Genomic DNA, 18,576 nt, shown 5'->3' with positions numbered 1-18,576 from the left:
TGGATGGCGCCTGCCGTACATCGGGAGCGGGTGTCCCCTACGACAGATGCGGAGCCTGGCGTACCGCGATGTGACGGATCGTCCGATCCGCCGGAGCGGACGGATTCGCCGCGGGTCGCCGGGGAACGCGGTTCGGTGCGGGCCTCGGCGGTTCCGGCCACGAGGTCCCGGAACACGGCGTTCCCGGCCGCCGGCCCGGGTGGTCACGGCCCCGGTGGTCACGGCCGCCCGGGGTCCGGATCCACGCCGAAGCGGCGGCGGTCCCCGCGGACCGGGACCGGCGCGGCGCGGCGCGGCACGGCACGGCACGGCACGGCGCGGCACGGCGCGGCACGGCGCGGCACGGCGCGGCACGGCGCGGCACGGCACGGCACGTCGAGCATGCACAGCAGTACCGTGACGGCGCCGGACACGGCACACCCGGTGTCACGACGGTGTCCCCGTCGTTCCGGCCGGATGACGGACGGACGACGGCTCGGCCGTACAGGTGCACGTACGTCAACAGTGCGTAAGACCCGGGTGACCCGATGTGCGTCGGGCCCGCAGCCGCGAGTATCGTCCTCACCTGCACATACTCATACCGTTTTCCTTGACATCGGAGGGCCCGTTGTCCCGCTTCGCGCTCATCAAGGCAGTGCTCGGACCGGTCATGCGCCTGATGTTCCGCCCACAGGTCGAGGGCGCGGAGCACATCCCCGGCGACGGCCCCGTCATTCTGGCGGGCAATCACCTGACCTTCATCGACTCCATGATCCTGCCGCTCGTGTGCGACCGGCAGGTCTTTTTCATCGGCAAGGACGAGTACGTCACCGGCAAGAGCCTGAAGGGCCGTCTCATGGCCTGGTTCTTCACCGGGGTCGGCATGATCCCGGTGGACCGCGACGGCGGCCGCGGCGGTGTGGCAGCGCTGATGACCGGCCGTCGGGTGCTGGAGGAGGGGAAGGTCTTCGGCATCTACCCCGAGGGGACGCGCTCCCCCGACGGCCGCCTCTACCGGGGGCGCACCGGCATCGCCCGGCTGACGCTGATGACCGGTGCGCCGGTCGTCCCCTTCGCGATGATCGGCACGGACAAGCTGCAGCCGGGCGGCGCGGGGATGCCCCGTCCGGGGCGGGTCACCGTGCGGTTCGGTGAGGCGATGGAGTTCTCCCGTTACGACGGGATGGACCGGGACCGCTATGTGCTGCGGGCCGTGACGGACTCGGTGATGACCGAGGTCATGCTCTTGTCCGGGCAGGAGTACGTGGACATGTACGCCACGAAGGCGAAGGCGGCGTAGGCCTCCGCCGGTCGGGCGGGGGGTGGTCGGTCGCGGGCGCCGGCGGGCGGTTGCGGCTGTGGCTGCGCCCCGGAGCGGGTTCGAGTGCTGCGCCCCCGGGACTGGAGCCACGCCCGGGGTCGGGGCTGCGCGCGAGCGGCGAGCGCGGGTGCGCGTGAGCCGGTCGAGCAGTCCCGCGCCCCTGAGGGCCGCGGTCGTCCGCCGCCTCTCGCCATGTCCCGCACCCCGCGCCCCTCAGGGGCACGGGGTCTTGCCGCCGCTCGTTCCCGCCACCCCCGCGATCCTCAGGAGCCGCTGTCCAGGCGCTGGTTCCGCAGCATGACCCATGCCGCTGCCGCCGTCGCCAGCAGGACCGCCGCGCCCACCCCGGACGCCACGCTCAGGCCGTCGACGAACGCCTCGCGTGCCGATGTGAGCATCTCGCCGGCCGCGGCCGCCGGCATGTGTCCCGCCGCCTCCATCGCGCCCCCGAGCGACTCGTGCGCCCCTTGCGGGGTGCCCGCAGGGGCCGGGAAGTCGCGGTAGACGCCCGTCACGATCGAGCCGAGCACGGCGATGCCCAGGGCCGCGCCGAGTTCGTACGCCGTCTCGGACACCGCGGACGCCGCTCCCGCCTGGTCCTTCGGGACGGAGCCCAGGATGACGTCGGCGGTCACCGTGAAGGAGAGGCCCGCGCCCACGCCGACCGCCAGCAGGATGGCTCCCAGCACGGGATAGCCGGTGGACGCTCCGATCGTCGTCAGGGCCGCGAGGCCGAGGCCGATCGCCGTGAGGCCGCCGCAGACCGCGGCCCGCACCGAGAAGCGGCGGGCGACCCGGCCCGCTGCCAGGCCGGCCGCCACCGCGCCGATCGCGGCGGGCAGTTCGGCCAGCCCCGCCTCGAACGGGGCACGGCCCTGCACGAGTTGCAGGTACTGGGAGAGGAAGAACACCAGGCCGGACAGGCCCAGGACGGTCAGCAGGTCGGCCAGGACCGCGCCGCTGAAGCCGCGGTTGCGGAACAGGCGCATGTCCAGCAGCGGGGCCGGGAGGGTCAGCTGACGGCGGACGAAGCCGAGCAGTGCCGTGACGCCCAGCAGGCCCGTGCCGAGCGAGGCCCAGCTGAGGCCGTGGGTCGCGGCCTCCTTGACGGCGTACACGACGCCGATCATGCCGACCAGCGACAGGATCACGCTCGGCAGGTCCCACGGGCCCGGGTCGGGAGTGCGGGACTCGGGGAGCGTCCTGATGCCGACGAGGACGAGGACGGCCATCACCGGCACGTTGATGAGGAAGACCGAGCCCCACCAGAAGTGCTCGAGCAGCAAGCCGCCCACGATGGGGCCGACCGCGGTGCCGGCGGAGGCCGTCGCGCCCCAGATGCCGATCGCCAGGCTGCGTTCGCGCGGGTCGTGGAAGAGGTTGCGGATCAGGGCGAGGGTCGCGGGCATCAGGGTGGCGCCGGCCACGCCGAGCAGGGCCCGGGCGGCGATCATCGTCTCCGGGGTCGTCGCGTAGGCGTTGAGGACCGATATCAGCCCGAACGCGGTGGCCCCGGCGAGCAGGATCCGCTTGCGGCCGATGCGGTCGCCGAGGCTGCCCATCGAGACGAGCAGACCGGCGATGACGAACGAGTAGACGTCCCCGATCCACAGGAGCTGGGTGCCGGAGGGTGCGAGGTCCTCGCTGATGTAGGGGGTCGCGAGGCCGAGGACGGTCGCGTCGACGGCCACCAGCAGCACGGCGAGCACGAGGACGGCGAGCGCGAGCCAACGGTCGGGGCGCCTCACCGCCTCGGTCGTGGTCGTCGGCTGCAGGGTGCTGGTCATGGTTCCTCTCTTCGTCATGCGGGATCGTGTGGGCCGGGATCGTGTTCGGGATGTCTCAGTGCGCCGCCGAGCAGCAGTTCGACGACCATGTACGGGAAGTCCTTCGGTGCGCCCTTGCCGCTCTGCACCATCCAGGCTCCCGAGGCCAGCAGGCCGAACAGGGCCTCGGTGAGCCAGGCCGGCGTGAGGTCGATGCGGAACTCGCCGCCGAGCTGACCGCGCCGGAAGAGGGCGGAGATCCGGTCGTCGATCCGGGTCCAGCCCTCGTGCTGCTCCTCGCCCTCGAACAGCTGGCTCTCGGTGTAGAGGAAGGCGAGCAGACCGCTGGCGGACTCGATCTCGACGACGAGCCGGCGTACGGCGTCGCTCGCCGGGCCGTCGTCGAGGCGGGCCGCGTCCAGGGCCGACTCGCACTCGGCGATCCCGAGAGCCTCCAGGGCGCGGACGAGCGCGTCGCGTCCGGCGAAGTGCCGGTGCAGCGTGGCACGGCTGATGCCGGCCCCTTTGGCCACCTCGTCCATCGTCGCGGTGGATTTTCGGGTCAACAGGGCGGCTGCGCTGCGCAGCACGTGGTCACGATCGACAGCCATGAGACAACAATACCCCAAGTGAGACATCTTTGTCTCACCATAGGCATGCGTGCCTCACGATGTCGGGGTCGGCGGGCGGCCCCGGACGGCCGCGATCGGCCAGGTCCGTCAGTGCCAGGGCAGGCGGCCGCGCTGCTCCCAGTACGCGCGCGGCTCCTCGGCGAGGGCAGCGAGCCGGTCCAGCTGGTCGTCGTCCAGGTCCACGACGGCCGCGTGCAGGTTGGAGGCGAGCTGGGCGGCGGTCGCGGCGCCGGAGAGGACGACCCCGGCCCAGGGCCGGCGAAGGACCAGAGCGAGGGCGACGGCGTCGCACCCGAGGGAGGACTCGGCGGCGACCGCCTTCAGGACGTCCGGCGCGTGGGGCCCGGCGAGACGGCCGTTGGCCATGCCCTCCTTCACGATCACCGTGAGTCCGGCGTCGTGGGCCTCCGCGAGGGCGGGGCCGGCCGAGGTCTCCAGCGCGTTGTACGTCGACTGGACGGTGCGGAAGAGGGGCTCGCCGTCGACCGTCACGGCCAGGGCGGCGCGGATGGCGGCGGCCTGGGCGGGGCCGCTGGTCGAGAAGCCGACGGTGACCCCCTGGGCGGCGGCCTCGGCCAGCTTCGCGTGGAGTTCCTTGTCGGTGAGGGCCGGACTGTCCGGGGTCACCGAGTGGATCTGGTACAGGTCGAGCCGGTCGCCGAGCAGCTCGGCCGTCTCGGCGCGCTGACGTTCGTACGTGGCGAGACCGTGGTCCTTGACCTCGTGCTTCTCCGCGTCCGTGGTCCAGCCGGCGGTGTAGGTGTAGCCCCACTTGCTGCCGACGACGACGTCGTCGACGTCGGGCCTGGCCTTCAGCCAGCCGGCCAGGAACTCCTCGGATCGGCCGTAGGAGCGGGCCGCGTCGAAGTAGCGCACGCCCTGGGCGTAGGCCGCGTCGAGGAGTTCGTGGGTGCGGGCGCGCAGCGCCTCGACGCCGCGGTCCGCCCCGAGGTCCTCGTCGCGGCCGAGGGTGATGTAGCCGGGGCGGCCCACGGCGGCGAGGCCGAAGCCGATGTGGCAGGTGGGGGTCGTTGCGGCGGCCAGGCGGGCGAAGGGCATCGCGGGCTCCGTGGGGTCGGCTCCGGTTCGGCTCCCGACCAACGTAACCCGCGACGGCCTCGACCTCGGCCTCGACGCCGGGCCTTGGCGGACGACGCCCGGCCCGGCGGCGGGCGGATGCGCCCGGCCCGGCGACCGGGCCGGGCGGGGGATGCCGCCTACCGCTTCTCTTTGGCCGTCGCCCACTCGTGCTGAGCCGCCACGTTCCGCTTCACCTCGGCGAGCTGGACGGCGACCGCGGCGGGCGCGGTGCCGCCGCGGCCGTCACGGGAGGCGAGGGCGCCGGGCACGTTGAGGACGGAGCGCACCTCAGGGGTGAGGCGGGCGGAGATCTTCGCGAACTGCTCGTCCGTCAGCTCGTCCAGCTCCTTGCCGTCGGCCTCGGCGACCTTGACGCACTCGCCGGCGACCTCGTGCGCGACGCGGAACGGCTCGCCCTGCTTGACCAGCCACTCGGCGATGTCGGTGGCCAGGGAGAAGCCGGCCGGGGCCAGTTCCTCCATGCGCTCGCGGTGCACGGTGAGGGTGGCGATCATGCCGGTGAAGGCGGGGAGGAGGACCTCCAGCTGGTCGCAGGAGTCGAAGACCGGCTCCTTGTCCTCCTGAAGGTCGCGGTTGTAGGCCAGCGGCAGGGCCTTGAGGGTGGCCATCAGACCGGTGAGATTGCCGATGAGGCGGCCGCTCTTGCCGCGGGCCAGCTCCGCGATGTCCGGGTTCTTCTTCTGCGGCATGATCGACGAGCCCGTGGAGAACGCGTCGTGCAGAGTGACGAAGGAGAACTCCTTCGTGTTCCAGAGGATGATCTCCTCGGCGATCCGGGAGAGGTTCACGCCGATCATCGCGGTGATGAAGGCGAACTCGGCGACGAAGTCGCGCGACGCCGTGCCGTCGATGGAGTTGCCGACGCTGCCGTGCTCGAAGCCGAGGTCCTTCGCCACCGCCTCCGGGTCCAGGCCGAGGGAGGAGCCCGCCAGAGCGCCCGAACCGTACGGCGACACCGCCGTGCGCTCGTCCCACTGGCGCAGCCGCTCGGCGTCCCGGGACAGCGACTGCACATGGGCCAGGACGTGGTGGGCGAACAGGACCGGCTGGGCGTGCTGGAGGTGGGTGCGGCCGGGCATCGCCACGTCCGGGTGGGCCTCCGCCAGGCCGACGAAGGCGTCCTGGAGCTCGGCGATCAGGCCGCCGATGATCCGGGCGTGGTCGCGCAGGTACATCCGGAACAGGGTGGCGACCTGGTCGTTGCGGGAACGGCCCGCGCGCAGCTTGCCGCCCAGATCGGGGCCGAGGCGCTCCAACAGGCCGCGTTCCAGAGCGGTGTGGACGTCCTCGTCGGCGATGGTGCCCACGAAGGAGCCGTCCGCGACGTCCGCCGCGAGCCGGTCGAGCCCGTCGAGCATCCGGGTCAGCTCGTCCTCGGTGAGCAGGCCGGCCTTGTGCAGCACCCGCGCGTGGGCGCGGGATCCGGCGATGTCGTAGGGCGCGAGCCGCCAGTCGAAGTGGACGGACGCGGACAGCTTCGCCAGGGCCTCGGCGGGACCGTCGGCGAAACGGCCGCCCCAGAGCCTTACGTCACCGCTGTTGCTGCTCACTTGCGCTGCTCCTCACCGCTGCACCTCAACGTTATGCATGAGTATGCAGACCTCTGCATGATTCGTCAATCCGCCTCGCGCGGAAGGGCGGCGGCCGAAGCACGTCGCCCGGTCCCGCCCGGCCCGGTCCACGCGGCCCCGCCCGGCCCCGAAGACTTTTCGAAGACGCCTTGAACAAAGGCAACCGCTTACCCGTACTCACCCCTGAACGCCGGCGCCGCGTTGACACAGCCACTCCTGACCCAAGTGAGGCATCCGCATGTCCAGGGCTCTTCCGAAGTACAACAAGCGTCGTGTGGCGATCATCGGCGGTGCCGTCGCCGTGGCTCTGACCGGTGCAGTCGTGGTGAACAACGCCATGGCCGGGGAGTCCGGGAGCAAGGCGACCGACGCCCGGACGCTCGCCGCCGGTCCGGGCACCATCTCATGCCCGGACGTGGCCTCGAAGCTGCCGGCGATCCCCGCCTCCGCCCAGGCCGAGGTCGCCCGCAACCTCACCCTGCTGCAGACGCAGATCCAGGAAGCCAACACGCGGCTGCAGAACACCGTGGGCCAGGGCGGCCCCAACTTCGTCCAGAACGCGATCCTCGGCCCGCTGAAGGACAAGCGCGTCTCGACCGTCAACCGCATCGCCACGGCCATCGGCCGGACGGCGGCCAAGCCGACGGGCCTGGACGCGCTGGCGCCCTGCGCCCTCAACGGAGGCGGCGCGGCCAACGCCGGCGGCGCAGCGGGCAACAACGGCAACGCGGGGAACAACGGCAACGCCGGGAATGCCGGGAACAACGGCAACGCGGGGAACAACGGCAACGCCGGGAACAACGGGAACAACGGGAACGCCGGAAACAACGGCGGCAACGCCGGTGCGGTCGGCACGATCACCTGCCCGGACGTCGCCTCGCAGCTTCCCGCGATCCCCGCCACCGCCCAGGCCGAGGTCGCCCGCAACCTCACCCTGCTGCAGACGCAGATCCAGGAAGCCAACACGCGGCTGCAGAACACCGTGGGCCAGGGCGGCCCCAACTTCGTCCAGAACGCGATCCTCGGCCCGCTGAAGGGCAAGCGCGAGTCCACCATCGACCGCATCGCCATCTCGATCGGCCGCAAGGGGACCAAGCCGCAGGGGCTGAACGCCCTCGCCGCCTGCACGCTGAACAAGTGACGTGACAGGTGCGGTGACCGCCCCGGAAAGACTCCGGCCGGGGCGGTCACCTGCGGTCCGCGCGGCCGAGCCGCTCAGCGGCCGGCGCACGAGGCCGCGCGCGGGCGCCGGCAGAGCGGCTTCCGTGATCTCGTCAGAAACGCGAAACGCTTTCCCGAATAATCGTCAGACATGGGAAAGACCTATGAACGCATAGACGGCAGGCTCCGGACGTTCATCGAGGAGCAGCCCCTCTTCTTCACCGCGACCGCGCCCCTGGCCGGCGACGGCACGGTCAACCTCTCCCCCAAGGGACTCAGGGGTTCGTTCACGGTCCTCGACGAGCACACCGTGGCGTACCTCGACTTCGCCGGCTCCAACGCCGAGACGGTCGCGCACCTGCGCGAGAACGGCCGGATCACGCTGATGTGGTGCGCCTTCCAGGGGCCGCCGAACATCGTGCGCGTGCACGGCCGGGGCGAGCCGGTCTTCCGGGACGACCCCCGCTTCCGGGACCTCCTCGCCCGCTTCCCCGACATCGATGCGACCAGGCACGGGCTGCGCGCGATCATCGTCGTGCACGCCGAGCTCGTCCGGGACACCTGCGGGTACGCGGTGCCCTTCATGACGTACGACGAGGACCGCGAGCTGCACGGCACGCGGTTCGCGCGCGAGGACGACGACTCGCTCAGCACGTACTTCGCGAAGAAGGAGCACATCGCCACCAGCATGGACGGGCTTCCCGGGCTGCCGTTGCCCCTGCACCCGATGTGACGTGCGGAGGCTCTGCGACGAGGGCCGCCTGATGCTCCGTCGGGGACCGTCGCTCGGGGGAGACCGTTGCTCCGGCGGCGACAGCTGACGGGACGTCCTTCCGGCGCTCTCGTCCCCGGGTCCGGCTTCGCCGAGCGCACCGGCACCCGGCCCGCCACTCCGCCGACCACGTACGCAATCGCCCCCGGTGACCCGAAACGGCCGCCGGGGGCGGCTGCGTGCACGGTCGGCCCACCCGGCCTGCCGGTGCCGCCGCTCGCGCCTAGCGTCTGCATCATGCGCTCTCGTGTCGTCGCCGCCCTCCTTCTCTGTCCGTCCCTGCTCCTGCTCGGCGCCGCCCCGCACCGCACCGCGGAGCCGCTGCCGGCGCGGATGGCGGACACGGGCGGCGGCACACAGCTGATCACCGCCGTGGCGCCGGAGGCCGGCGCCGCCTCGGGCACGCTCGAGTGGTGGGACCTGCGGGACGGCCGGTGGGTGCGCGCCGGTTCCGCCCCGGCCCGGTTCGGTGTGAACGGCCTGGTCGAGGGGGCCGTGCGCCGACAGGGCACCAACACCACGCCGACGGGCCTGTACCGCCTGCCGTTCGCCTTCGGTGTGCGGCCGGCGCCGCGCGGGACGACGTACGCGTACCGTCCCGTGCGGCAGAACTCCTGGTGGTGTCAGGACGTCTCCTCCGCGGCCTACAACCGGTGGACCGAACCGCGGCCGGCCGACTGCCGTGCCGCGGAGTCCGAGCATCTGGTGACCTACCGGACGCAGTACGCGCACGCGCTGGTCATCGGGTTCAACTACGACAAGCCCGTGCGCGGCCGCGGAGCGGGAATCTTCCTGCACGTCGACGGCCGCGGGGCGACCGCGGGCTGTGTGTCGGCGCCGGCGCGGGCGCTGGGGCGGATCCTCGCGTGGGCCCGGCCGGAGGAGCGCCCCCACATCGCGATCGGCACGTCCGCCGGGCCGACCGCGATCACCCGGTACTGAGCCGCCGCGCCCCCGGGACGGTGCGTGCGCGGGCGGTCGGCCCGAACGCCGGCCACCGGCCTTCGCCCCGTCAGCGGGACGCTCTCGCCGTCTCGGCGCGCCGCTGAACGCTGCGCGCCCGGGCCCCGTATCTGAGGGCCAAGGGTCCGTACCCACGGAGGAACAGTGACCACGACGATCGCCGGCGGCCGTGCCGCCCGCCGCCAGACGATGCGCCGCATCCGTCCGCGCCGCTCCCCGGCCGTTCCGCTGCTGCTCGCCGTCTGGGCGGGCGCCGCGGGAGTCCTGTGGTTGTGGTGGAACAACACGCCGAACATCGCGGACGACAACAGCAAGATCCTCAACGCGGGACGGATCACCGGTCTGCTCGCCGGGTACCTGATGGCGCTCGTCGTGCTGCAGATGGCTCGGGTGCCCGCGCTGGAGCGGCGGGTGGGCTCGGACCGGGTCGCCCGCTGGCACGCGATGAGCGGCCGGTACACGCTCTGCCTGGTCTTCGCGCACGTCTTCCTCATCATGTGGGGGTACGCGCTGCAGGCCGGCAAGTCGCTCGGGGACATCGTCCAGCAGACGATCGACTCCATCAACCAGCTGCCGGACATGGGCAAGGCGGCCATCGGCACCGGTCTGTTCCTGCTGATCGGGCTCGTGTCGATCGCGCCGGTGCGCAAGCGGATGCCGTACGACACCTGGTACCACATCCACCTGATGACGTACGCGGCCGTGTTCCTGACCTTCTGGCACCAGATCACCACCGGCAACGACTTCGCCGTCGAGCCGACCGCGAAGACCGCCTGGTACGCGCTGTACGGGTCGGTCACCGCGCTGGTCGTCTGGTATCGCATCATCACCCCGCTCCGGCTGAACCTGCGTCACCGTATGCGCGTCGAGGCCGTCATCGAGGAGACGCCGGGCATCGTGTCCGTGCTGATCGGCGGGCGCAAGCTGCACCGGATGGGCGCGGAGGCCGGCCAGTTCTTCCGCTGGAGGTTCATGGCGCCGGGGATGCGCCTCAGCTCCCACCCGTACTCGCTGTCGGCGGCCCCCCGCCCGGAGCTGCTGCGGATCACCGTCAAGGCGATCGGCGACCACAGCGCCGCACTGCGCGAGCTGCAGCCCGGCACGAGGGTGTGGGCCGAGGGCCCGTACGGCGCGATGACGGCGTCCCGGCGCAGCCGCGGCAAGGTGCTGCTGGTGGCCGGCGGGGTCGGCATCACGCCGATGCGGGCGCTGTTCGAGACGCTGCCGGGCGCGGCCGGTGACATCACCCTGCTCTACCGGGCCAACAGCACCCAGGACCTGGCGCTGTGGGACGAGCTGGCGAAGATCGCCGACGAGCGCGGGGCGCGGCTGATGTACGCCGTCAACAGCCCCGACGGGGAGCGCCCCGACATCTCGGCGGAGTCCCTCCAGCGCAAGATCCCCGACATCGACAGCCACGACGTCTTCATGTGCGGGCCGAACGGCTTCGCCCAGGGTGTGTACGAGGCACTGCGCGGCGCCGGGGTTCCCGCCCGCCGCATCCACCACGAGTCGTTCGAGATGTGAGCGACCCGTACGCACGGGAACCTCGCCCAACGGAAACCAGGAGCTCAGGAAGCGATGAGGAAGAGCCACCCTCTTCGGCGGGTCGTGCTGGCCACTGCCGCCACCGTGTCAGGGATCGTGCTGCTGCTGTCGCTGAAGCCGTCGTCCGACCCCGGTTCCGCGCAGGCCGCGGGCTCGGGGACGGGTGCGGCGGCGGCGCAGGAAGCGGCCCAGGGCGGAGCCGGCGCGCCGGTGACCGGCACGATGACCGGCGACGCCGTCCAGACGCAGTACGGGGCCGTGCAGGTCCGGATCACCGTGGTCGCGAACAAGATCACCAAGGCCGAGGCGGTGCAGGCCCCCAAGGGCGGCACCAGCGACCAGAAGACGGCGCTGGCCGTGCCCAGGCTCAACGCCGAGGTCGTCGCCAAGCAGAGCCCGGACATCGACATGGTGTCGGGCGCCACGTACACCAGCGAGGGCTACAAGAAGTCGCTGCAGTCGGCGATCGACAAGGCGAACGCGAGCGCCGGGTCCGGGGCCTCCCAGGGCTCGGGCAGCGCCCAGGCCGCCGGCGCCTTCACCGGTGACGCGGTCCAGACGCAGTACGGAACCGTGCAGGTCAGGATCACCGTGGCCGGTGGGAAGATCACCAAGGCCGAGGCCGTGCAGGCCCCCAAGGGCGGCACCAGCGACCAGAAGACCCAGCTCTCCGTCCCCAAGCTCAACCAGGAAGCCGTCGCGGCGGGCAACGCCGACATCGACTCCGTCTCCGGCGCCACCTACACCAGCGAGGGCTACAAGAAGTCGCTGCAGTCGGCGCTGGACAAGGCGAAGGCGAGCGCGGGCAAGGGCGCGGGCTCGTCGTCGGGCTCCGGGAGCGCGGGATCCTCCTCGGGGGCCGCGCAGGCCAAGACCGTCACCGGCGCCGTCCAGCAGACGCAGTACGGGCCGGTCCAGGTCCGGATCACCGTCGCCGGCGGGAAGATCACCAAGGCCGAGGCCGTGCAGGCCCCCAAGGGCGGCACCAGCGACCAGAAGACCCAGCTCTCCGTCCCCAAGCTCAACCAGGAAGCCGTCGCGGCGGGCAACGCCGACATCGACTCCGTCTCCGGCGCCACCTACACCAGCGAGGGCTACAAGAAGTCGCTGCAGTCGGCGCTGGACCAGGCCGGTGGCTGACACCGTGACCGAGCCTGCGCCGGCGCCCGCCGTGGTGCGGCATGCCGAAGAGGTCATGGGGACCGTCTTCTCCTTCGACGTCCGCGGCGGCGAGGCCGAGGCCGTGCGGGCGGCGCTGGAGGAGGCGATCGCCTCGCTGCACCGGGTGAACGAGGTCTTCAGCACCTACCGCGAGGACAGCCAGGTGTCCCGGCTGGCGCGCGGTGAGCTGACCGTCGAGGAGTGCGATCCCGAGGTCGCCGAGGTGCTGGCGCTGGGCGAGGAGGCGGAGCGGGTCAGCGGGGGCTGGTTCAGCATGCGTTACCAGGGCCGGCTTGACCCGACCGGCGTCGTCAAGGGCTGGGCCGCCGAGCGCGCCGCCCGGCTGATCTCGGCGGCGGGCGTGAGCGGGGTCAGCGTCAACGGCGGCGGGGACGTGCAGCTGCTGGGCGTCCCCGGACCCGAGCGGCCGTGGCGCGTCGGGGTGTCGGACCCGCTGCGGCCGGGCGGCCTCGCGGCCGTGGTCTCGGCGGCGGGCGCGGACGAACTGGCGGTGGCCACGTCGGGCACGACGGAACGGGGCGACCATATCGTCGATCCCCGCACGGGGCGGTCCGCGGTGACGGACCTGGTGGCCGTGACGGTGGTCGCGCCCCGGCTGACCTGGGCGGACTGCTGGGCCACGGCGGCGTTCGCCATGGGGTCGCGGGAGGCGCTGGCGTGGCTGGAGGCACTCCCGGACGTCGAGGCGCTCCTGATCACGGCGGGCGACGAGGTCCGCTGCACGGGCGGTCTGGCACGACGCCTGGGCTGACGATCCGGCCCGCGCCCGGCACACGTCCCCGGGCCGGGTCCCCGCCCCAAGGGCGCGGGGACCCGCGCGACCGGCGTCCCGTAGAGGGCCGTGCGACCGGCCCCCCACTCGCCCGCACCCGGCACGTCTCGCGCAGCCCCGTCATGTTTTCCGCGGTCCCGCAGGGGCCGCGCCGAGCCGGGTGCTCCGGCTCCGGCCGGTGGGGTCCGACCGTCCGTCCCGCAAGCCCGGCGGAGGCGAGGCCGCTAGTGGCCGTTCTGGGCCAGTCGCAGCAGATGGTCGGCGAGCGCCTGTCCCCCCGTGGGCTCCCGGCTGATCAGCAGCAGCGTGTCGTCGCCCGCGATGGTCCCCAGGATGTCCTGCAGTTCGGCCTGGTCGATCGCCGAGGCGAGGAACTGCGCGGCCCCCGGAGGGGTCCGCAGGACCACGAGGTTGGCGGACGCCTCCGCGGAGATCAGCAGCTCCTGCGACAGCCGCCGCATCCGCTCCTCCTTCGCCGACTCCCCCAGGGGCGCCCGCGGGGTGCGGAAACCCCCCTCGCTGGGCACCGCGTAGATGAGGTCGCCGTCGTTGTTGCGGATCTTGACCGCGTTCAGCTCGTCCAGATCGCGCGACAGCGTGGCCTGGGTGACGCTCAGTCCGTCGTCGGCCAGCAGCTTCGCCAGCTGGCTCTGCGAGCGCACCGGCTGCCGGTTGAGGATGTCCACGATCCGGCGGTGACGCGCGGTGCGGGTCTGCGGCACGGCGGCCCCGCCCGCACCGGCCTGCTCATGGTCCTGCGCCTGGCTCATCGTCGTCTCATTCCCCGGATCCGTCCCCGTTCGCTGCGTCGAGGATGCCGGGCAGTGCCCCGAGGAACGCCTCCACCTCGTCGTCGCCGAGGTTCAGCGGCGGCATCAGCCGGACGACGTCGGGGGCGGGCGCGTTCACCAGGAACCCGGCCTCCTGAGCCGCCTGGCGCACCTGGGGCGCGCGGGGCTCGGTGAGCACGATACCCAGGAGGAGACCCGCGCCCCGGACATAATCGATCAACGGATGGCCCGCACCCGTGATTCCGTCCCGCAGCTTCTCGCTCTGCCGCTTGACGTTCTCCAGCAGCCCCTCGTTCTCGATGGTGTCGAGAACGGCGAGCCCGGCGGCGCAGGCGACGGGGTTGCCGCCGAACGTCGTCCCGTGCTGGCCGGGCTGCAGCAGCTCCGCCGCCCGGCCGAAGGCGACGGTCGCGCCGAGCGGCAGCCCGCCGCCGAGGCCCTTCGCCAGCGTCACGACGTCCGGCAGGACGCCCTCGTGGGCCTGGTACTCGAACCAGTGGCCGGTCCGGCCGACGCCGGTCTGCACCTCGTCCAGGACCAACAGCGCCCCGGTGGCGGCGGTGATCGCGCGGGCCGCCTTGAGGTAGCCGGCGGGCGGGACGACGACGCCGAGCTCGCCCTGGACGGGCTCCAGGACGACGAGAGCGGTGTCCTCGGTGACGGCGGCGGCCAGCGCCTGCGCGTCGCCGAAGGGCACATGGGTGACGTCGCCGGGCAGCGGCAGGAACGGCTCCCGCTTGCCCTGCTGACCGGTGAGCGCCAGGGCGCCCATGGTCCGGCCGTGGAAGGAGCCCTCGGTGGCGACGACGTGCGTGCGCCCGGTCAGCCGGCCGATCTTGAAAGCGGCCTCGTTGGCCTCGGCGCCGGAGTTGCAGAAGAAGACCCTGCCGTCCCGGCCGAAGCGCTCGAGCAGCCGCTCGGCGAGGGCGACGGTGGGCTCGGCCATGAAGAAGTTGGAGATGTGGCCGAGGGAGGCGATCTGGCGGCTCACCGCGTCCACGACGGCCGGGTGGGCGTGGCCGAGCGCGTTGACGGCGATGCCGCCGACGAAGTCGAGGTACTCCTTGCCGTCGGCGTCCCAGACCCGGCTGCCCGCGCCGCGCACCAGGGGCAGCAGCGGGGTGCCGTAGTTGTTCATGAACGCGCCCTGCCACCGCGCGGTCAGCTCGTCGTTGGCGTCGCTCACGGCTCCCCCTGTCCGTCCGGCACGACCATCGTGCCGATCCCCTCGTCGGTGAAGATCTCCAGCAGGATCGAGTGCTGGACCCGCCCGTCGATGACCCGGGCGGTGTTCACGCCGTTGCGCACGGCGTGCAGGCAGCCCTCCATCTTCGGGACCATGCCGGAGCTCAGGTCCGGCAGCAGCTTCTCCAGCTGCGCGGCCGTGAGGCGGCTGATCACCTCGTCGCTGTTCGGCCAGTCCTCGTAGAGACCCTCGACGTCCGTGAGGACCATGAGGGTTTCGGCGCCCAGAGCAGCAGCCAGTGCCGCAGCCGCCGTATCAGCATTGACGTTGTAGACATGCCCGTCGTCCTGGCTCCGGGCGATCGACGAGACGACCGGGATACGGCCGTCTGCGAGCAGGGCCTCGATGGCGCCCGTGTCGATCGCGGTGATCTCGCCGACCCGCCCGATGTCGACCGACTCGCCGTCGATCTGCGGCTGGTGCTTGGTGGCGGTGATGGTGTGGGCGTCCTCGCCGGTCAGTCCGACGGCGAGCGGCCCGTGCTGGTTGAGCAGGCCGACCAGCTCGCGCTGCACCTGCCCGGCCAGCACCATCCGTACGACGTCCATGGCCTCCTCGGTGGTGACGCGCAGGCCGGCCTTGAACTCGCTGACGATGCCGTGCCGGTCGAGGGCGGCGCTGATCTGCGGCCCGCCGCCGTGCACGACGACCGGCTTGAGACCGGCGTGGTGCAGGAAGACGACGTCCTGGGCGAAGGCGGCCTTCAGGTCCTCGTCGATCATGGCGTTGCCGCCGAACTTGATGACGACGGTCCTGCCGTTGTGGCGGACCAGCCAGGGCAGCGCCTCGATGAGGATCTGGGCCTTGGGAAGCGCGGTGTGTTTGCGGGTCACGTTGCTCATGAGGAGTAGGCGCTGTTCTCGTGGACGTACTCGGCGGTCAGGTCGTTGGTCCAGATCGTGGCCGTCTCGGAGCCTGCGGCGAGGTCGGCGACGATGTGCACCTCGCGGTAGCGCATGTCGACCTTGTCGCGGGCCTCGCCGACGCCGCCGTTCTTGCAGACCCAGACGCCGTTGATGGCGACGTTCAGCCGGTCCGGCTCGAAGGCGGCCTTCGTCGTGCCGATCGCGGAGAGCACGCGGCCCCAGTTGGGGTCCTCGCCGTGGATCGCGCACTTGAGGAGGTTGTTGCGGGCGATGGAACGGCCCACCTCGACGGCGTCGTCCTCGCTGGCCGCGCCCACCACCTCGACCCTGATGTCCTTGCTGGCGCCCTCGGCGTCGCGGATGAGCTGCCGGCCCAGGTCGTCGCAGACGGTGCGCACGGCGGCGGCGAACTCCTCGTACCCCGGGGTGACTTCGGAGGCGCCGGAGGCGAGCAGCAGCACGGTGTCGTTGGTGGACATGCAGCCGTCGGAGTCGACCCGGTCGAAGGTGACGGCGGTCGCCGCGCGCAGCGCCCTGTCCAGGGTCTCGCTGTCGAGGTCGGCGTCGGTGGTGAGGACGACCAGCATGGTGGCGAGGCCCGGGGCGAGCATGCCCGCGCCCTTGGCCATGCCGCCGACGGTCCAGCCGTCGCCCTGGGCCACGGACGTCTTGTGGACGGTGTCGGTGGTCTTGATGGCGATGGCGGCCTTCTCGCCGCCGTGCTCGGACAGCTGTGCGGCGGCGGTCTCGACGCCCGGCAGGAGCTTGTCCATCGGCAGCAGGACGCCGATGAGGCCGGTCGAGGCGACGGCGACCTCGGCCGCGTTGTGCCCCAGAACGTCCGCGGCCTTCTCGGCGGTCGCATGGGTGTCCTGGAAGCCCTTCGGCCCCGTACAGGCGTTGGCGCCACCGGAGTTGAGGACGACCGCACTCACCAGGCCGCCCTTGAGGACCTGCTCGGACCACAGGACGGGCGCGGCCTTGACTCGGTTGGAGGTGAAGACGCCCGCGGCCGCGCGGCGGGGCCCGGTGTTGACCACCAGGGCCAGGTCCGGGTTGCCGTTCTGCTTGATCCCGGCGGCGATGCCCGCCGCCGTGAATCCCTTGGCTGCCGTGACGCTCACTGCATCTCCTCGTTCGCTTCTCCGCCCGCGCGGCGCAGCGGTGCGGCAATCGTCGTCTGCGGCCCGGTGGCCGCGCGCGCGTCGCTCATGGTGCGACCCCGATGGTGGAAAGCCCGGTGCTCTCGTCGAGTCCGAGGGCGATGTTCATGCTCTGCAGGGCTCCGCCCGCGGTGCCCTTGGTCAGGTTGTCGATGGCACTGACGGCGATGATGCGGCCCGCGGCCTCGTCGTACGCGACCTGCACCTGAACGGCGTTGGAACCGTAGACGGACGCCGTGGCGGGCCACTGTCCCTCGGGGAGGAGACGGACGAACGGTTCGTCGGCGAAGGCCTTGGCGTAGGCGGCGCGGACGGCGTCGGCGCCGACGCCCGGCCGGGCCTTGGCGCTGCAGGTGGCGAGGATGCCGCGGGACATCGGCGCGAGGGTCGGCGTGAAGGACACGGTGACCGGCTCACCCGCCGCCGCGCTGAGGTTCTGGATCATCTCGGGGGTGTGCCGGTGGACGCCGCCCACACCGTACGGCGACATGGAGCCCATGACCTCGGAGCCCAGCAGGTGCGTCCTGGCCGCCTTGCCCGCGCCGGAGGTGCCGGAGGCGGCGACGACCACGGCCTCGTTCTCGGCGATCGCGGCGGCGTAGGCGGGGAACAGGGCCAGCGAGACGGCCGTGGGGTAGCAACCGGGGACCGCGATGCGCTTGGACCCCTCCAGCGCGGCGCGGCCGCCCGGCAGTTCGGGGAGGCCGTACGGCCAGGTCCCGGCGTGCGCCGAGCCGTAGAACCGCTCCCAGTCGGCCGGGTCCTTCAGCCGGAAGTCGGCGCCCATGTCGACGACGAGGACATCGGGGCCGAGCTGCTCGGCGACGGCGGCGGACTGGCCGTGCGGGAGGGCGAGGAAGACGACGTCGTGCCCGGCGAGCACCTCGGGGGCGGTCTCCTCCAGCACGCGGTCGGCCAACGGCAGCAGGTGCGGCTGGAGGGCGCCCAGTTTCTGGCCGGCGTTGGAATGGCCGGTGAGGGCTCCGATCTCGGTCCCGGGATGCGTGAGGAGCAGGCGCAGCAGCTCTCCGCCCGCATACCCGCTCGCTCCGGCCACCGCCGCACGTACCACCATGACTCCTCCTCCTGGATGGCATGACTATACGTTTCGCTGCACGTTTATGCAATCCAGGCGGAGCGGTCCGGCGTCGTACTGCTTCGTCCGCGTACCGGAGGACCGATCAGCCGACATCCTTCCCCAGGGACGGCGGCTGCTTGCGGACGGCGGCTGCTTGCTGCCGCTCACGAGCGCCCTGCGCCGTCCGCAGGGCGCCGGCCGCAGGGCCTCACGGCGGGCGCCCATGCGCTCTGCCGCCCGTGTATCCCGGCCGGGCGTTCAGCGCCCTCCCGAGAACGGGACTCCGGCACGGCAGAGCACGTTGGCGAAGAAGCTGTCCTCACCCGTGCGCACGGCAAAGCGTGCGGCCCTGACTCTCGCCTTGAACTCGTCGTGAGCGAGTGGCTCGGGGTCGAGCCCCAGAGAGCGCAGCCCGGTGTGGACAAGGGGGTTGACCTCGCGGATCTGGTCGGTCACCCAGCTGTCCTCGACCACGACCTGTGCCAGCACGGCCTCCACGACGTCCAGGAACGGGGGCTGGCCGTACCGGTAGCCGAGATCCACGACCGGGGTATCCGGCGCCAGAGGCAGGCCCGCGTCGCTGATCACGAAGGTGTCGGTGTGCCGGAGCCCGGCGATCAGGCCGGCCAGCTCCTGGTGGATGATGCCGTTTCGTATCACGGAT

17 protein-coding genes are annotated in these 18,576 nt (G+C 72.2%); 7 read left to right on the top strand and 10 right to left on the bottom strand.

The features are described 5' to 3' along the window. Positions 1 to 607 precede the first annotated feature (607 nt). Positions 608 to 1,279, top strand: a complete 672-nt coding sequence (locus IE239_RS09085; RefSeq protein WP_190148865.1) for a lysophospholipid acyltransferase family protein — start codon at positions 608 to 610, stop codon at positions 1,277 to 1,279. 284 nt (positions 1,280 to 1,563) lie between these two features. Here the strand turns inward: IE239_RS09085 and IE239_RS09080 are convergent, their stop codons facing one another. The 4 genes from IE239_RS09080 to argH all read right to left on the bottom strand — a co-directional run bounded on the left by IE239_RS09080 (position 1,564) and on the right by argH (position 6,349). After that, a complete protein-coding gene (locus IE239_RS09080; RefSeq protein WP_190148763.1) occupies positions 1,564 to 3,087 on the bottom strand; it encodes an MFS transporter in 1,524 nt (507 codons plus the stop codon). 14 nt (positions 3,088 to 3,101) lie between these two features. Further along, positions 3,102 to 3,677 (bottom strand): TetR/AcrR family transcriptional regulator, encoded by a 576-nt coding sequence (locus IE239_RS09075; protein ID WP_190148762.1) that lies wholly within the window; start codon positions 3,675 to 3,677, stop codon positions 3,102 to 3,104. A 108-nt stretch (positions 3,678 to 3,785) separates the two neighbouring features. Continuing rightward, complete coding sequence (locus tag IE239_RS09070) at positions 3,786 to 4,757, bottom strand: aldo/keto reductase (RefSeq protein ID WP_190148761.1); 972 nt, start codon at positions 4,755 to 4,757, stop codon at positions 3,786 to 3,788. Positions 4,758 to 4,915: 158 nt separating this feature from the next. Then, positions 4,916 to 6,349 (bottom strand): argininosuccinate lyase, encoded by a 1,434-nt coding sequence (gene argH, locus IE239_RS09065; protein ID WP_190148760.1) that lies wholly within the window; start codon positions 6,347 to 6,349, stop codon positions 4,916 to 4,918. A gap of 259 nt (positions 6,350 to 6,608) precedes the next feature. Between argH and IE239_RS09060 the strand changes: the two genes are divergently transcribed. From IE239_RS09060 to IE239_RS09035, 6 genes are all read left to right on the top strand, one after another. Continuing rightward, complete coding sequence (locus IE239_RS09060) at positions 6,609 to 7,511, top strand: hypothetical protein (protein WP_190148759.1); 903 nt, start codon at positions 6,609 to 6,611, stop codon at positions 7,509 to 7,511. 171 nt (positions 7,512 to 7,682) lie between these two features. Further along, positions 7,683 to 8,264, top strand: coding sequence for a pyridoxamine 5'-phosphate oxidase family protein (locus tag IE239_RS09055; RefSeq protein WP_190148758.1), 582 nt, complete (start codon positions 7,683 to 7,685; stop codon positions 8,262 to 8,264). 276 nt (positions 8,265 to 8,540) lie between these two features. Then, positions 8,541 to 9,245 carry a L,D-transpeptidase family protein gene (locus IE239_RS09050; protein WP_190148757.1) on the top strand — a complete coding sequence of 235 codons (705 nt, stop codon included), beginning with the start codon at positions 8,541 to 8,543 and terminating at the stop codon, positions 9,243 to 9,245. A 165-nt stretch (positions 9,246 to 9,410) separates the two neighbouring features. Further along, positions 9,411 to 10,793: a ferredoxin reductase family protein gene (locus IE239_RS09045; protein WP_190148756.1), complete on the top strand. Its 1,383-nt coding sequence runs from the start codon at positions 9,411 to 9,413 to the stop codon at positions 10,791 to 10,793. 54 nt (positions 10,794 to 10,847) lie between these two features. Further along, positions 10,848 to 11,954: an FMN-binding protein gene (locus IE239_RS09040; protein ID WP_190148755.1), complete on the top strand. Its 1,107-nt coding sequence runs from the start codon at positions 10,848 to 10,850 to the stop codon at positions 11,952 to 11,954. Between the two features lie 4 nt (positions 11,955 to 11,958). After that, positions 11,959 to 12,747, top strand: a complete 789-nt coding sequence (locus IE239_RS09035; protein ID WP_190148864.1) for an FAD:protein FMN transferase — start codon at positions 11,959 to 11,961, stop codon at positions 12,745 to 12,747. Positions 12,748 to 12,992: 245 nt separating this feature from the next. Here the strand turns inward: IE239_RS09035 and IE239_RS09030 are convergent, their stop codons facing one another. The 6 genes from IE239_RS09030 to rbsD all read right to left on the bottom strand — a co-directional run bounded on the left by IE239_RS09030 (position 12,993) and on the right by rbsD (position 18,572). After that, positions 12,993 to 13,538, bottom strand: a complete 546-nt coding sequence (locus IE239_RS09030; protein WP_190148754.1) for an arginine repressor — start codon at positions 13,536 to 13,538, stop codon at positions 12,993 to 12,995. Positions 13,539 to 13,545: 7 nt separating this feature from the next. Then, positions 13,546 to 14,745 carry an acetylornithine transaminase gene (locus IE239_RS09025; protein WP_190148753.1) on the bottom strand — a complete coding sequence of 400 codons (1,200 nt, stop codon included), beginning with the start codon at positions 14,743 to 14,745 and terminating at the stop codon, positions 13,546 to 13,548. Then, the gene (argB, locus tag IE239_RS09020; protein ID WP_190148752.1) at positions 14,742 to 15,647 is read right to left on the bottom strand and encodes an acetylglutamate kinase; all 906 of its coding nucleotides are present in this window, start codon (positions 15,645 to 15,647) and stop codon (positions 14,742 to 14,744) included. Before argB ends, IE239_RS09025 begins: the two co-directional genes overlap by 4 nt. Next, positions 15,644 to 16,795 carry a bifunctional glutamate N-acetyltransferase/amino-acid acetyltransferase ArgJ gene (gene argJ, locus IE239_RS09015; protein WP_190148751.1) on the bottom strand — a complete coding sequence of 384 codons (1,152 nt, stop codon included), beginning with the start codon at positions 16,793 to 16,795 and terminating at the stop codon, positions 15,644 to 15,646. Before argJ ends, argB begins: the two co-directional genes overlap by 4 nt. An 85-nt stretch (positions 16,796 to 16,880) precedes the next feature. Continuing rightward, on the bottom strand, positions 16,881 to 17,909 hold the full coding sequence (gene argC, locus IE239_RS09010) for an N-acetyl-gamma-glutamyl-phosphate reductase (protein WP_190148750.1): 1,029 nt from the start codon (positions 17,907 to 17,909) through the stop codon (positions 16,881 to 16,883). A gap of 261 nt (positions 17,910 to 18,170) precedes the next feature. Next, positions 18,171 to 18,572, bottom strand: coding sequence for a D-ribose pyranase (gene rbsD / locus IE239_RS09005; RefSeq protein WP_190148749.1), 402 nt, complete (start codon positions 18,570 to 18,572; stop codon positions 18,171 to 18,173). Positions 18,573 to 18,576 lie beyond the last annotated feature (4 nt).

This window comes from Streptomyces humidus (assembly GCF_014649655.1).
GTDB lineage: Bacteria > Actinomycetota > Actinomycetes > Streptomycetales > Streptomycetaceae > Streptomyces > Streptomyces humidus.
The sequence above is the reverse complement of the archived record's forward strand: the minus strand, read 5'-3'. Positions and strand labels throughout refer to the sequence as shown.